Below are 15,401 nucleotides of genomic sequence, written 5' to 3'. Positions count from 1 at the left end.
ATGAACACTCCCTGGCTGAAATGGGCGGCCTTTGCGTTCGCCCTGTTCCACATTTACGTCAACGTGTTTGCCACTATCCCTGAACTGTGGTTTTCTGCCATTCACTTTGGTGGCTTTGTCGCGCTGTGTGCCCTGACTGCCAATGAAACCGGCATCAACGGCCGCAAGCCTGATTTGTGGGTACAGGTACTGAATATTGTGCTGGCCCTGGCCGGTGTTGCCGTGACGGCCTACCTGATTCTGTTTGAGGATGCACTCTATGCCAGGGAAGCCGAATTTGTTCTGAGTGACTACGTTTTTACCGCTATGGCGGTGTTGCTGGCTATTGAGTTCACCCGTCGCACAACGGGCTGGTTCATGCCGGTGCTGATCATCATCGCCATGAGCTACATTCTTTTCCTGGGCCGCTATATTCCCGGGGTTTTCCAGTTCCCCGGACTTAGCCTGGAAACCGTGCTGTACCGGAGCTATTTCAGCCAGGAAGGCATGTTTGGCCTGACCGCCAATATTTCCGCCTCATTCGTCTTCATGTTCATCTTGTTCGGTTCATTCCTGTTGCGCTCCGGCGCCGGTGATTTTATCGTCAGCCTGGCACGCTGCCTTGCGGGTCGCTTTACCGGTGGCGCCGGTTTTGTTGCTGTCGTGGGCTCAGGTTTAATGGGTTCTGTGTCCGGCTCAGCCGTGGCCAACACAGTCTCAACCGGTGTCATTACCATTCCGATGATGAAACGCTCCGGTTTCAATTCCCAGTTTTCTGCTGGCGTGGTAGCCGCCTCCTCAACAGGCGGCGCATTAATGCCCCCCATCATGGGCGCCGGGGCATTTGTGATGTCCAGCTACACACAAATCCCGTACCTGCAAATTATCTCCCTGTCAGTACTGCCTGCGCTGCTTTACTACCTGACCGTGATGTTCTTTGTGCGCATCGAAGCCAAACGCCTGGGTCTGCACGCCGACACCATTGAGCAGCGCGAAAGTGTGCTCAGTGTCCTCAAACAGGGCTGGCATTTTCTGATTCCTTTAGGTGTGCTGGTCGCCTTGCTGGTAATGGGCTACACCCCGATTCGTGCTGCCGCAGTGGCTATCCTGGCGGTGATTCTGGCTTCCTGGGTCTCAGCGACCCCAATGAAATGGGACGATATTTTTGAAGCCACTGTGGATGGTGTGAAAACCATGACTGCAACCGCTTTGTTGCTGGTTGCCGTAGGTCTGATAATCAATGTAGTTACCACCACTGGTGTGGGCAATGCTTTCTCGCTGATGATTGTGGACTGGGCCGGAGGTAACCTGTTGATTGCTTTGGCCCTGGTCGCCATTGCCTCGCTGGTGCTGGGAATGGGACTGCCCGTGACCGCCTCTTACATTGTTCTGGCAACCCTCTCCGCCCCAATCTTGTTTGACCTGATCGCCCAGGACCAGATGCTGGCTGCCTTGCGCTCACCTAACCTGCCCTCCAGTGTGACCACCACCATTGATCTGTTTGGCGGCAACCCATTGGTCGCACTGCGCGAAATGCCACTGGAAATGCGCCAGATTCTGCGCCAGGAACTGCTAAGCCCGGAGCTGCTGACCGGCATGCTGCTCAGCGCCCACCTGATTATTTTCTGGTTGTCTCAGGACAGCAACGTCACACCGCCTGTCTGTCTGGCAGCCTTTGCTGCCGCCGGTATCGCTGGCACCAAACCCATGGCAACGGGCCTGACATCCTGGAAAGTGGCCAAAGGCCTGTACTTGATCCCGGTTCTGTTTGCCTACTCACCGCTGATATCCGGCACCTGGCCGGAACGACTCACCACCTTCGGCTGGTCCTGCCTGGGACTGTACGCGGCAGCCGGGTTACTGCAGTGGCGTCTGGATCGTCCACTCAACCCGCTCAGCGCAGCCATGCTGGCGGTCAGTGCACTGCTTCTGATGTGGGCGCCCTTTGCCATTTACTATCACCTGGTCGGTTTCGTACTGCTGGCTGCTGTGATTATCTGGCAGCGTGTGGAATCCGGCAAAGAATCAGGTAAACTGCCAGACACAACACACCAGTAAGGCGCTGCGCAGCCCTTACGTTTTCACCTGGAAGCAGGATCCATGTTTTCCGAAAAAGAGCTGAATCTGGAGGAACATGAACTTCGCGACAGTATCCGGGCATTATCGGCGACCCAGCGTCGTCGTTATGACTTGCTGGAAGCCCGACTGCTGAAGCGGCCCAGCACCTATGTGCGGCTTAATATAGCCTTCCCGCTTGGCCTGCATCATTTCTATCTCGGCCGTCTGCTACGGGGTCTGATGAACCTTTCCCTGACGCTGACCGCCTTGTTTCTGTTGCTCTACACTGATTTTATCGCCTATGGTTGGATGGTCATGCTGGCCACCGTTTTGCTGGATATTCCGCAACTGATGAATGCACGACTCTTGGTGCACAGTCGCAATAATCAGATTATGGCCGATTGCCTGAAACGCGCCAGCACGAGCAGCGCGACGATGCAAAACGCAGACAAATCCAAGGAGCTTTCTTGAGCACCGTGACACAATCGCTACGCAATGTCCTGCCAAACATAGGAGATCGCTGGCGGGGTATGTCACGACGGTTTCCTCTGCATGGCAATGGCGTCATTGTTTTGCTGCTGGCTCTTGCCGCACTGCATCTGTTTGGTTACCAGCGCATGGACCTGGTGGTGTTTGCCCTGGCTGTCTGCGCAGTGACAATTGTATTGATCACCATGGTACTGGTCTTCGGCACCGGTATCTGGTTACGCCACCGGCTGCAGGCCGAGCTGGCCCGCCCCTTGCCTGGCCGCGAGCTGGAAGCAGGCTATGCAGCAGCAACCGGGTTTGAGCTGCCGGCCATGCCCTGGCTGCCGTTAATGGAGTTACGCTGGCAGGTGGTCTCTCCTGACAACATGCCAACCCGCATCCACCAGGATGAGAACTCCGGCCGGTTAACCGAGTTCATCACCCCGCCCCGGCGCTGTCGCGGCGAATCGTTACAGCGCGACTTCACGCTCAGTGATGTTCTGGGGCTGGCCCGGTTCACCTGGCGGACACGGCAACAGGTCCGGCTGACGATTCTGCCGCGTACGGGCAAACTGCAACAGTTACCGGCATTGCGAACCATGGATGCTGCGGACGGCATTCCAGGGCAAACGGGAACGCCGGTGGGTGACCGTATGGACATACGTCGCTATGCTGCTGGTGATTCGGTTCGGGATATTATGTGGCGTGTCTATGCACGGACCCGCCACCTCAATGTGCGCTTACCCGAAAAAAGCCTGTTCCACTCCGACCGCACCCTGGCCTACCTGATTGCCGACGCAAACGATGAAGCTGCTGCCGGCGTGGCAAGATTTGCGGTAGAAAACGGTCTGTTGGGAGAGAACTGGTTATTGGGCTGCGATGGCAGCCAGGAAACAGCAAACACCGTCACCCGGGCAACAACCTTGATTGCGGGCTCCAGACGACCTCAGCAGCCACCCGGTTATGGGCTCGATCACTTCATGGAGTCCAACCAGGGGGCTGGCAATGCCTGTGTGGTCTTCGCCTCGGCTCACCAGGGCCCCTGGTGCCAGGCTTTCCTGGATACCATCAACCGGCAGAAAAGCCCGTTCACACTGGTGCTGGCGACAGATGCGTTTGATAGTGACGGCCAGCGTCCCTGGTGGCAGGCGATGTTAATGGCCGATAAAGCCGACTCGCACTATGACAAAGACAGCCTACAATCTGTCAGCCGCCTGTTTGCCAAACGCTGTGAACGGGTTATTGTGATCGACCGGGACAGCGGGCAGTCTTTTGATCCTTACTGGAAAAAAGTTTAACGTCTTTGATTATGATGCAGACACCGACAGCAAACACTCACTCTCAGGCACAGCCCCGGCTGTCATTGAGCAAACGACTGTTCAGGGCAATCATTCTGGGCGGCGCCAGTGCCGTGCTGAGCTTGCCGATGACCACTACGACCGGCTCGGCCGCTGCATTTACTGGCGCTGCGCTGGCCGTCATGGTATTTGACAGCCTCCCGGCGTCAGCACGCATATTACGCTTGCGAACTTATCTGCTGCTCTTGCTGCCGGCACTGCTTATTGCTTTCGGGCAGTGGCTGAGCAGCCTGCTGGTGCAAACCTCGACACCAACCAACTCCCTGGGGGCACTTGGTAGCTTTCAGCTTGGCCAGCTGTGTTTCTGGTTCTTCCTGTCGGTCAGCTGCGTCGGCGCCATTCGGCTGCTTTCCCGTCGGTTCAGCTGGGGCGCTGCACTGGAACTGCTGTATGTGGCAGCCGCATTTGTGCTGACATTATCTGCCCACCAGAATGGCATGATAGACCGGCCCTACTTCATTGGTGATTACGCCCTGATTCGCGGGCTCGATCCCAGCTACCTGTTTATGGGGACTGGGGTAGCAGCGGTGTTAACACTGACTTTGCTGTTAATGCTCGAACAGCCCCTGAAACGCATTCCCTACCACCTGGCCGCACTCGCTGTGTTGTGCCTGTCGCTGCTGGTCTACATCAGTCTGCTGGGAATGCCTACGCCGCCGCTGACTGACGACCTGGGATTGACCGGGCAAAGTCAAAATGGGCGCAGCAACCAACCGGAAAATCCCTTCCGCGACGGCGATAATAATGCCGACAACAAGGAAACCCCGGTCGCCATCGTACTGTTTCGCGATGATTACGAACCACAAAGCGGTGCCTATTATTTCCGCGAGTCGGCCTATTCAGAATTCAACGGCCAATTATTGTGGACCGCAGAGACACCCGGGCTGGATCCGGATCTGGTCAGTGACTTCCCCGTCCAGAGCACGTCAGTCACTGACGAGGTGCCCGCGCTGGACAAGCGTCGTTCCGTGACGACCACAATCGGGCTATTAACACCGCATCGCAGCCCCTTCGGCCTGGATGCGCCGGTGCGTTTTGAAAACACACCTAACCCTAACAGCATGCGCTTCCGCCAGACGTACACCGTCGAATCAATGGTACCGGAATTTGAATTCCCCGACCTGATCGGTCGCAATGCGGGCTCGCCTCAATGGAGTGTCTCGCAATGGCAGAAGTACCTGGAACTGCCCGATGACCCGCGCTACCAGGAAAAAGCGGAATCCCTGATTGCCAATATCCGGGAAGAGTTTGCCGATGACCCGTATGCCAAAGCGCTCGCTGTCAAAGCCTGGCTCGACGACAATGGCATTTACAGCCTGGCTAACGAGCATGCCTATGCCAGCGACCCCGCAGCATCGTTTTTGTTCGGTGACATGACCGGTTACTGCGTTCACTTTGCCTACTCGGCCACTTACATGTATCGCAGCCTGGGCATACCGGCTCGCGTTGGTGTGGGTTACTCGGTACCTGCCAGCAATCGGGCCGGCGGCTCAGCATTACTGGTACAGGCTATCCATGGCCACGCCTGGCCGGAAATTTATCTGGAAGGACTGGGTTGGGTCATTGTCGACCCGGCACCTTCACAGACGCTGGTCGATATGTCCACAGAACCGCAGGACACACTGCAGCAAATGCTCGGCGACATGCTGCGTGACGATGCCAGCTTCGAAGATTTTGTCGCGGCCCAGGAAAGCAGCTGGTCGCTGAATCCGGCCATGATAATCAGGCCTGCTCTGACGCTGGCACTTTGTTTACTGCTCGCTGCCTGGCTGCTCCGGCTGTACCGGGCCAATTGTGCGACATGGTCACCTGCATCAGCCCAGTACCGCTTGCAATACCGGGCAGCACTGGACACCTTAAGTGCTGTGGGTATCTACCGTCGCTTCGGTGAAAGTCGCGAAGCCTTCGCCCGACGACATCAGGCCCAGCTACCAGCATTTGCAACATTATCTGATGCGCACCTGAGCAACAGCCCCGGTTATGCTTGTCGTCCGGGCGGCGCCGCCATCATGAATACAACAGCCGGTGATGACACGCAACCGGGGCAGCAATCATGGCAAGCATGGCGTAAACAGCTGGGCAATGAAATTGCCCTCACAGTCCCGTTATGGCGACGTTTGCTGGCCTGGGTGCATCCGGCCCCCTGGCTGCATAGCCGGTAATTCAAATCACCTGGACTTAGCAGACATTCTTTAATAAGTACGTATATTTTTGGAAAAGTGGAGTGGGAGTAAGCAATGGAAGAAGCAAACGCTGATCATCAGGCACCCGATCAGGAGTCCGGGAAAATTGCCGCTGCCTGTGATGTGCTCCGTCGTTTGGCCAGCTCGGTCGGCCAGCAGGTCATTGGTCGTGATGATGTCATCGAGCTGGTGGTAATTGCCCTGATGGCAGATGGTCATGTGTTGCTGGAAGATTTTCCGGGTTCCGGTAAAACCACGCTGGCCAAAGCGCTGGGTGAAACCATCATTGATGATCGGGCAGACAGCGACAAAGCTGCCGATGAGGTTCCCATTGCGGCTTTCCGCCGCGTCCAGTTTACGCCGGACCTGCTGCCTGCCGATGTCACTGGCAGTGCCATTTTTGATGCTGGCAGCAATGCCTTTCAGTTTCGTTTTGGTCCGGTTTTCACACACGTACTGCTCGCCGACGAGATCAACAGAACGTCACCGAAAGTGCAGTCCGCATTGCTCGAGGCCATGGGTGAAAAGCAGGTCACTGTCGACAACCGCACTTACCCGCTGAATGATCTGTTCTTTGTGATCGCCACCCAGAACCCGCTTGACCTGGTTGGTACCTATCCATTGCCCACTCCGCAACTGGACCGCTTTCTGTTTAAAATAACCATGTCTCACATTGATCGTGACGCCGAGCTGTCCGTGCTCGATACCTGGCAGTCGCGCCGGTCACCGCAGAAGCGTATCCAGGTCAGCCGTCAGCATGTCCTGGCGGCGCGTCAGATCATTGATAAACAAGTCTATATCGCCGATTCCGTCAAACAGTGTCTGGTCGACATTTCCCGACAGATTCGTGACGACGATCGGGTGATTCAGGGCAACTCCACTCGCAGCCTGGTGTTATTGTTACCGGCGCTTCAGGTCCGCGCAGCGATGTGTGGCCGTGATTACGTCAATGCTGATGACATCGACTTCCTGCTGCCGCACGTGCTCGGTCACCGGGTCGAACTGGCCCCGGGTGCAGGCAGTTTTGATGCTGTCCTGAAAGACTGCATGAAACCGGCCATGGAAGCACTGGCACGCAGTACCATGAAGCCAGCTGCCTGATGCCTGTTATGTGGGTCCGGTCATTCTTCACAGCACTATCCTCAGTATTAGCCACCGTACTGTTCTCAGCACTGTGTCCTTTACTGAGCCCGTTGCCATCTTCGGTGCTTTACGCCCAGGACAGTGGCAGCAGCGGGCTGGAGAGTGTGCCGATGAACCTCCCCCGCACCACCTGCTTCGGACTCAATGGCATAACTGACCCCACCGCCCTTTCTATTTGTGATGCGCTGGCCCTGGACCAGCACGTGCGGGCACGGGAACTGGCGCAGCAGTGGCTACAGGAGCAACCCGACTCACCGGGCGCCCAGTTTGCCATGGCAGAAATCCTGTCCCAGATAGAAGGCAACCTGCCCCGGGCGCTTTACCACCTGAACCAGGCAGAGCAACTGACCAATTATGACTCGTTAGGCCGGGCTCTTGAATCCGGCAATCTGGAATGGTTTTACCTGACCTTGACCGAGCTATCCTATCTGCATCAGCTCATCGGCAACCAGGAACAGTCGCTGGCTTACCTGGAGAAGCTGGAACAGATTTTTGGTCAGGAAACCGAATCCTTCCGCGGCTGGCCGCTGATCAAGCTGAAGCGCTTTGATGAGGCACGCGCCAGCGCAGAACAGGTGCTGAACAACAGCAACAATCCAAGGGAACGCAGTCGTGCCTGGAATACGTTATGTGCCGTTGAGCTGGCTGACCTGCGGCCCACAGAGTCTCTGCAGGCCTGCGAAAATGCCATGAACGAAGACAGCGAACTGGCTGAATCCCAAGGGCAGCGTCTCGATACTGTGCACCTGCTCAATGCCTCGGAAGTGTCACTGAACCTGTTGCGCTTTCAGAATGCAGAAAACTACCTGGATCGTGCCACGGAGTTTATGGATCCCACCAGTGTCGGCAACCCCTGGGTTAACAAGCTCTACCTTTACATGAATCAGGGCCGGTTCGATGAAGCCCGGCAGGCACTGGATAACATGATGGTCTGGCGTGGCAACCAGGAAGCACTGATAACTGTCATGAACCGTGCCGATCATTTTCTGGTCAGCGCCATCTTCCTGCTCATGTCAGGTTATCAGGATGATGCCGCCCGGCTCACCCAGGCAGCACTGAACCAGCCCGACAGAACCGGCTCCTACACGGCTGACGAAGCTCAGAAAGACTCTTATGCTGCTCTGATCAACAGTATCGCGCACAACCTGCGATACCAGCGTTTACTCGAAGAAATGGCTGTGACGCCTTTCCCGGGCAATTTACGGGTCTGGGTAGAAGCCCAGGCGGCTCGTTTTCGCGCCTGGCGTTCTGAGCGCCTGGCTGCGTCACTGTTTGCCAATGAAGAAACGCTGATTAACCGGATGCGCCCTTATGCGCCACTGGATGTGCATATCCCTGAGTGGATCGAACCTGACCTGGTCACATTAATGGGCGCGGGTGTCACGGGAAGACTGCTGGACACAGCAGCAGACCAGGGCGTGTTTGCATTGAACATGGGTTATTACCATGCCTGGCAAACGGAAGTCAGTTACCTGCAGTCGCGCCAGGATTCTTTATTGGAGCATGCAGCCCAGGCAATCGGACAACTCCCCAGCCAGGAAGTGTTGCTACGTTCCCGTGTCCAGGCCCGGCTGGCACAAACGCTGTGGCAACAAGGCAGTACTGAATCACAAGCCCGGGCACTGACGCTTTTCGCCGAGGTTTATCGACAGGACCCGAACCTGTTTCGACGGCTTGATATTTCTCTGCCCGTCAGATTAACGGGAGCAGATAATGCCTTTGCCCGGGAGCAGCAGCAGTGGCTGTCCGCTTCGCCGCGCTTTTCGCTGCAAGAGAATGGCCTGTTACTGGAGCTGGCACCATCCCCATCCGATGCCATCTGTCTGCGCACCGTGGAGCGCCTGGTGCTCAACTGCACACAGATCGCCGAGAATGGCGCTGATACTGGCAATGCTCCCAGTGCAGATGATACGCTTGCGCCTGCTGCCCGATTGATCCAACAATTACAAATGGCAGCCTTCCGGCTCGACTACCCTATCGAACAATCACAACGTCTGGCGCTACTCGGTACCAGTGTTGTTGTCAGCGGCCAGCAACGCAACCCGCAACAGCAGCAACGCGATACCGTCCTGCAGGGCTCACCCGAAAACCGCTGACCGCCTTTTTCTGCCCATTGTCCAGTCCGCACCAGCTTGAGAGACTTGATTTATGACCTCAGAAGTAAAGGGATTTTCCCGGCGTATGATTATTTTGCTGGCCTCGGTCTCGGCATTGGGGCCAGTTGGCATGCAGATCATGCTGCCAGCCATCCCGACCATTCGTGATGCCTTTGAAATCAGTAACGGTACGGCACAACTGACGCTCAGCCTGTCAATGTTCTCCATCGCTGTTGCCACATTGATCTACGGCCCGCTTTCCGACCGTTTCGGCCGACGCCCGGTCATGCTGGTCGGGATTTTCATTACCTTTCTTGGTTCACTGCTCTGCGTCATGGCTGACAGTATCGGCATGCTGATTTTTGGACGTATTGTGCAGGCCGCCGGGGGTGCAGTGGGTCTGGTGCTGGCCCGTGCCATTGTACGTGATGTCTATCCCGCCAATCAGGCGGCAGGCATTATCGCAACACTGGTCATGGTGATGGTAGTGATGCCGATGATTTCACCGCTGGTCGGCGGGGAACTGTTGGTGCGCTATGACTGGCACAGCATTTTTTATGTGATGGCTGGCATCAGTCTGCTACTGATGCTGGCACTGTTGATCAGCCTGCCGGAAACCGCCAGCCAGGCCAGCCGCGATGCCGGCAGTGCAGGTATGCTGCACAGTTTCGTGACCTTGCTCAAGTCGCGAGGCTTTTGTGCTTATGCCCTGAATGTCGCTTTTGTCTCTGTGGTGTTTTTCAGCTTCATCTCTGCCGCACCGGAGATCATGGTCTCTGTCTTTGAACGTCCCCCCAATGAGTATGGCTATTATTATATTGTCATACCAGCAGCCTTTATGGGCGGCAACTACCTGACGCGATGGTTAACCAAGCGCGTTGACGGACGGCGCATGATTGCGGTCGGCAGCCAGATCAGTATCGTTGGTATTTCTGCGGCCCTGGCACTGCACCTGATAGGTGTTGTTCACCCATTGGCACTGTTTTTACCCATATCAATTTGCACCTTTGGCAATGGTATCTCATTGCCGAATGCCCAGGCCGCAGCCATCAATGAATTCCCAGACATGGCCGGAGCGGCATCGGGATTATCCGGTTTTATGCAAATGGGACTGTCAGCACTGGCCGCACAGCTGGTTGCATTGATCTATAACGGCACCATTTACCCTATGCTCTCATTGATGCTGACAGCCTCAGTGATCTCGCTGCTGAGCTTTTATCTGGCCGGCCGTATAAGCACCAGCACAGCAAAACAGTAAAGTTGACCCTTCGGCAGGAAGTATTCTGCAAGACTTCGACAAACTACCCTTTTGCTGCCAATAGTAAAAACCCCCTGACGGTTGCACCGCCAGAGGGTTGTGTTGATTCACTAACCACCAGAGCTTACAGGCCAGCGTAAGCTTCAATGTAATTCACAGAGTGGTTTTTAACACGCTGTAGCGCCATAAACATATCACTGAACATTTGTGCCGTAGCCGCCTGATAATGTCCTTCACGCAGACGATCCAGGTGGCGATCACGCATTTGTTTGCCCAGCTTCTTGATGGATTTGGCGCCCTTGAGTCGCTCTTTGATGGTCGCTGTATCGAGATCCTGGGCTCTGGCATCAGATAATTGCTTGAAGTAAGCCTCAACTTCGTTGAAGAAGACCATAATGTCATGCCAGGCTTCTTCACCAATATCCTCATTGCGTTTGAACAGGCGGCTCTGATAGATACTGAAGGCCTGCAGGGAGTCGGCGATACTCTCAATCTCATCGGCCATGCGCATCAGACCATAGGCCCGCGATGACTGCTCCTGGCTGACGGTACCAGTTAACAGGATGGTGATGAACTTGATCATCTCCTCTTCAATGTTATCTGTCACATCTTCCAGGTGATTGATACGATCAAAACGTTCCTTGTCATGGCTTTTAGCCAAGGCATAATCGCGGGAGACACGGAACATTTCCTTGGTGATTTCCACCATGTTGTCCATTTCCAGATCTGCCTGCTGCAGAGCCACTTCCGGTGCCATCGTAGAACGGTTACCCAGATAGCGCAGTTTATGCTGCTCTTTCTTCTCTTTCTGCGGCACCAGCCATGTCACTGTTTTGGTCAGCGTATCAATCAACGGAATCCAGATCACCACATTGATCACGTTAAACATGGTATGCGCAATGGCAATATGGAAAGCAATGTAGGGTCGCTCACCATCCGCGTTCACGGCATCTGCAGCGCCTGTTGTCACCAGCCAGTCGATGAATTCGACATACCAGGGGAAGAGAGCCATAAAGACGATAGCGCCCAGAATATTAAAGATCGCATGAGCACGAGCAGCCCTGACCGCCGAAGTCGTTGCGCCTATCGAGGCCAACTGCGCGGTAATGGTCGTACCGATGTTCTCACCAATAATCAGTGCTACGGCCGTATTGAAATCAATCACGCCAGTTGATGCCAGCGTAATAGTAATACCCAGCATGGCCGAGCTGCTTTGAATCACAACGGTCAGCGCACAGGCCAATGCGATGCAAGCCAACAGTGACCAGATCGACTCGGCATCAAACAGGTAAAGATAGGAAATGAAGGTCGCATTATCACGAAGGGGGACAAAGGCACCACTCATGAACTCCAGGCCGGTAAACACCAGACCCAGCGCCACCGCTGTCTTACCCAGCGTTGCCAACCACTGCCGTTTGGCAGCAAACATGGGGTAAATGCCCAGGCCAATCAACAGCAGGCCATACTTGCCTACCTTGATGGAGATAATCCAGCCGGTCACTGTGGTACCGACGTTGGCCCCGAGAATCACACCGATGGCCTGCTTCAGCTCCATCAGGCCGGCATTGACCAGGCCTACCGTCATGACGGTGGAAATGGAACTGGATTGCACAAACACGGTAATACCGATGCCTGCCAATACCGCCATAACGCGGTTTCTGGTCAAGTGAGCCAGAATTCCCCTTATTGCGTCTTGTCCACTGGACTGGAGGGCTTCAGAGAAATATTTGAGCCCCAGGAAGAAAATAGCGAGGCCGCCGATAGCGGTATAAGAGATTTCAAAAAGATTCATGGGCAGTGACGTCTGGTGAATTTTGGCGAAGTCTATTCAATGCAACCTTAATTTACAACGCCAAGTTTGTCACACTTTTTTGACAGTTCAGTGTCTGGCCTGCAAAGGCCTTGAAATATTAGGCATTAATTCATCTGGTGCAGCAGTGATTGAGGACCAACAAATGTCGTCATGATGGCAACCAGGGCCAGGATTCCCACAGCCAGCATCCCCTCAACGAACAGCGAAGCTCGCATCCGACTTAATGCCGTTTGCCTGAGCGAGACACCCGGCTCATCCACACCCGGGCTCATCAGGGCAAGTTGAATGTCTGGTACCAGTCGGAATTTATGGCGGGCAGCCACAGCCAGCATCATGGCGACCAGTACCAGTTTGCCCAGCATCAGCCAGTGATAAGCATGATCCGGAATGACAGACCAGCCCAGCAGTTGAATGTAAAGATAGCCACCTGAGATCAGCATCACCGCCAGTACCGGCACTGCCAGGCGACCATATTGCCGAAAAAGATCATGCCATTGCTCTGTTGCCAGCTCATCTGCTGGCACGGGCCGAAGCAGGAAGCAGAGTAACAGGACAGAGCCTGCCCAGGCGGTGACCGCCACAATGTGCAGCACAATAAATAACTGGCTGATTCCGGCCAGTGTGGCAACATGCCCGGTCACCGCGAAAGACACCGCTAAACACACAGTGCCCAGAACGGCCAGGGGCAGCAGCAACCTGGGCAACCACAAACCTGCTATGGCCAGGCTCCAAAACAGTAAGCCGGCGAGCCGCCAATACAGACTGGTGCCATTTGGCGTAGTCAACAATATGTCGCGCATGACAGGATCAAACATGCCCATCACACCACGCTGATTGATTTCACCAACCTGGATCAGGAGAAGAGAGGAGGCCAACAAGGCTGTCAGGGCAATAACCAGAAAAAGTAAGCCTGCTCTTGCCAGCCAGGTCTGGTCATTGTCACGAGAGATGAATCGCAAAAACAGCCAGCCGGGCAAAATGACCAGGCTCAAGTAGAAAAGCCATTTTCCCAGCGCTGCGGCCAGTAACCAGTTAACAGCCATTTTGCGATTGTCTGATAATCAAACTGTGTATGGCATCAGTGTTCGTGCTGATGACTATCCTCAGCACCATGGGCGTGCTGTTCACCGCCATGGCTATGTTGTTCACCACCATGACTGTGGCTACCATTATGACTGTGCCCGCCATGTGTCATACCGGCCATTTCTTCACTGCCTTCGGCAGCATTGGTAAAGGTGAATGAGTCAGAGACAGTATGGCCGTCAGGGCCTATCGCGGTCCAGGTCACTGTGTGCTCCCCCATCATCAGCTCAGGCAAGGCAAAGCCGAACTCATCATGGCTAACTTCTGGCGCCTGAAAGCCAAAGTCAATGACATGGCGAGGCCCATGAACCAGTTTTACATCCACCAGACGAACAACATCGCCAAATTTCAACACCAGTTTATCTGGCGCTACAACTGTGGACTGGTTGCCAGGCATTGAAGAACTCAGTGCGGTGTGAGCCAGTGCCTGACCGGAAAGCAGAGCCGACAAAGCCAGTATCGCTGTTAGTGCCGAAAAGATTCGTTTCATCATGTGGATACCCTAAAAAGTCTGATAATTTCTCTACAACGTGTTAGATTTTACCGTCTGGAAGCCTGTGACTCCTAGTCTATTCTGCGTGACAAATTGTCGCAGGCTGCCTGTTCAGCCAAAACGCGACAAGAATCACGTCAACTGCCACCTGGATACGATAAACGGCAGTCAATCAGGCTGATGAAAGGCGACACCTTCTATACAATACTATACAATATTCTTACTATGCATAATGACTGGAGATGTGTCATGAATTCCAAAAAATGGTTCAGCGCTTTATCACTGTCCATCTTAGCTGTTACGGGCGCAGAGGCCCAGCAATTCCCCAGCTACACCACGGACGTTGTCACAGATGCGATTGAAATGCCATGGGGCATGGCCTGGCTGCCAGACGGCGATATGCTGGTGACCGACCGCAATGGTGAACTGTACCGCGTTTCTGATGGCGAAGTCAGTGAACCATTAGCTGGCGTCCCTGAAGTACACGTCAATGGCCAGGGCGGCCTGCTGGATATTGAAGCTCACCCTGATTACGCCAGCAATGGCTGGTTATATCTGACTTTTTCTGACCCGGAAGGCAACGGGGAAGGCAGTAACACATCAGTGATGCGGGCTAAACTGAATGGTAACCGGCTAACCGATCAGGAAGTCATCTACCGGGCCATGGAAAACAGCAATCGGGGCCAGCACTACGGTGGCCGCATGGTGTTTGATGCAGACGGCTACCTGTACTTCTCCATTGGTGACCGTGGCGACCATTTCACCAACGTTCAGAACCTGAGCCGTGACGGCGGTAAAATTTATCGCATCATGGATGACGGCAGCGTCCCGGAAGACAACCCTTTTGTTCACATTCCTGATGCCATCCCTGCCGTTTGGTCATACGGCCACCGCAATCCGCAGGGTATCGCCATCAACCCGGAAACCGGAGAGGTGTGGAACAGTGAGCATGGACCTCGTGGTGGCGATGAAATCAACATTGCCCGCGCTGCTAACAATTATGGCTGGCCTTATGTCGGTTACGGCATCAACTACAACGGTGAGCCATTGGCCGAGGATTCCCACGGTGCCGGCATGGAACAGCCAATCTGGTACTGGAATCCCTCCATTGCCATTGCCGGTATCGAGTTCGTCGACAGTGACCATTATCCGGAGCTAAGCAACAACCTGCTGGTTGGTGCTCTTGCCGGAACACGCCTGGTTTTGCTGGAAGTCTGGGAAGATCGCGTGATCCGCTCTACTGACATACTGACTGGCATCGGTCGGGTGCGTGAAGTGGAGCAGGGCCCGGACGGTTATATCTACCTGGCCATTGAAGGGGGCGGTATTCATCGGCTGTTGCCGGCGGAGTAAGTTCCCGCTGACCACTCCTCACTCGGCAGTCGAAAGCTCGGGTGGGGGGGGCAGTCAGGGCATCACTCCACATATCGCAGCCGACCACTGCCTAGCGCCCCTCATCCGACAGCCGA

General features: G+C 55.0%; 11 protein-coding genes. 8 read left to right on the top strand and 3 right to left on the bottom strand.

The genetic code is table 11. The features are described 5' to 3' along the window. The 7 genes from PSCS_RS02690 to PSCS_RS02660 all read left to right on the top strand — a co-directional run bounded on the left by PSCS_RS02690 (position 1) and on the right by PSCS_RS02660 (position 10,543). Positions 1 to 2,037: a TRAP transporter permease gene (locus tag PSCS_RS02690; protein WP_068810265.1), complete on the top strand. Its 2,037-nt coding sequence runs from the start codon at positions 1 to 3 to the stop codon at positions 2,035 to 2,037. Between the two features lie 42 nt (positions 2,038 to 2,079). Beyond that, the gene (locus PSCS_RS02685; protein WP_068810264.1) at positions 2,080 to 2,508 is read left to right on the top strand and encodes a hypothetical protein; all 429 of its coding nucleotides are present in this window, start codon (positions 2,080 to 2,082) and stop codon (positions 2,506 to 2,508) included. Next, the gene (locus tag PSCS_RS02680) at positions 2,505 to 3,803 is read left to right on the top strand and encodes a DUF58 domain-containing protein (RefSeq protein WP_068893765.1); all 1,299 of its coding nucleotides are present in this window, start codon (positions 2,505 to 2,507) and stop codon (positions 3,801 to 3,803) included. Before PSCS_RS02685 ends, PSCS_RS02680 begins: the two co-directional genes overlap by 4 nt. Positions 3,804 to 3,814: 11 nt before the next feature. Beyond that, on the top strand, positions 3,815 to 6,025 hold the full coding sequence (locus PSCS_RS02675) for a transglutaminase-like domain-containing protein (RefSeq protein WP_068810262.1): 2,211 nt from the start codon (positions 3,815 to 3,817) through the stop codon (positions 6,023 to 6,025). A 75-nt stretch (positions 6,026 to 6,100) separates the two neighbouring features. Then, positions 6,101 to 7,147: an AAA family ATPase gene (locus PSCS_RS02670; RefSeq protein WP_082866475.1), complete on the top strand. Its 1,047-nt coding sequence runs from the start codon at positions 6,101 to 6,103 to the stop codon at positions 7,145 to 7,147. Next, complete coding sequence (locus PSCS_RS02665) at positions 7,147 to 9,285, top strand: tetratricopeptide repeat protein (protein WP_068810261.1); 2,139 nt, start codon at positions 7,147 to 7,149, stop codon at positions 9,283 to 9,285. Before PSCS_RS02670 ends, PSCS_RS02665 begins: the two co-directional genes overlap by 1 nt. A gap of 52 nt (positions 9,286 to 9,337) precedes the next feature. Then, positions 9,338 to 10,543 carry a multidrug effflux MFS transporter gene (locus PSCS_RS02660; protein WP_068810260.1) on the top strand — a complete coding sequence of 402 codons (1,206 nt, stop codon included), beginning with the start codon at positions 9,338 to 9,340 and terminating at the stop codon, positions 10,541 to 10,543. 124 nt (positions 10,544 to 10,667) lie between these two features. On the opposite strand, the gene PSCS_RS02655 is transcribed toward PSCS_RS02660, so the two are convergent. The 3 genes from PSCS_RS02655 to PSCS_RS02645 form a co-directional block, all read right to left on the bottom strand. Further along, positions 10,668 to 12,335, bottom strand: a complete 1,668-nt coding sequence (locus PSCS_RS02655) for a Na/Pi cotransporter family protein (RefSeq protein WP_068810259.1) — start codon at positions 12,333 to 12,335, stop codon at positions 10,668 to 10,670. 125 nt (positions 12,336 to 12,460) lie between these two features. After that, positions 12,461 to 13,399: a copper resistance D family protein gene (locus PSCS_RS02650; RefSeq protein ID WP_068810258.1), complete on the bottom strand. Its 939-nt coding sequence runs from the start codon at positions 13,397 to 13,399 to the stop codon at positions 12,461 to 12,463. 35 nt (positions 13,400 to 13,434) lie between these two features. Continuing rightward, positions 13,435 to 13,932, bottom strand: a complete 498-nt coding sequence (locus PSCS_RS02645; protein ID WP_068810257.1) for a copper resistance CopC family protein — start codon at positions 13,930 to 13,932, stop codon at positions 13,435 to 13,437. 249 nt (positions 13,933 to 14,181) lie between these two features. Between PSCS_RS02645 and PSCS_RS02640 the strand changes: the two genes are divergently transcribed. Beyond that, the gene (locus PSCS_RS02640) at positions 14,182 to 15,285 is read left to right on the top strand and encodes a PQQ-dependent sugar dehydrogenase (protein WP_082866474.1); all 1,104 of its coding nucleotides are present in this window, start codon (positions 14,182 to 14,184) and stop codon (positions 15,283 to 15,285) included. The last annotated feature ends 116 nt before the right edge of the window (positions 15,286 to 15,401 follow it).

Source organism: Pseudohongiella nitratireducens, from assembly GCF_001642735.1.
Classification (GTDB): Bacteria; Pseudomonadota; Gammaproteobacteria; order Pseudomonadales; family Pseudohongiellaceae; genus Pseudohongiella; species Pseudohongiella nitratireducens.
The sequence above is the reverse complement of the archived record's forward strand: the minus strand, read 5'-3'. Positions and strand labels throughout refer to the sequence as shown.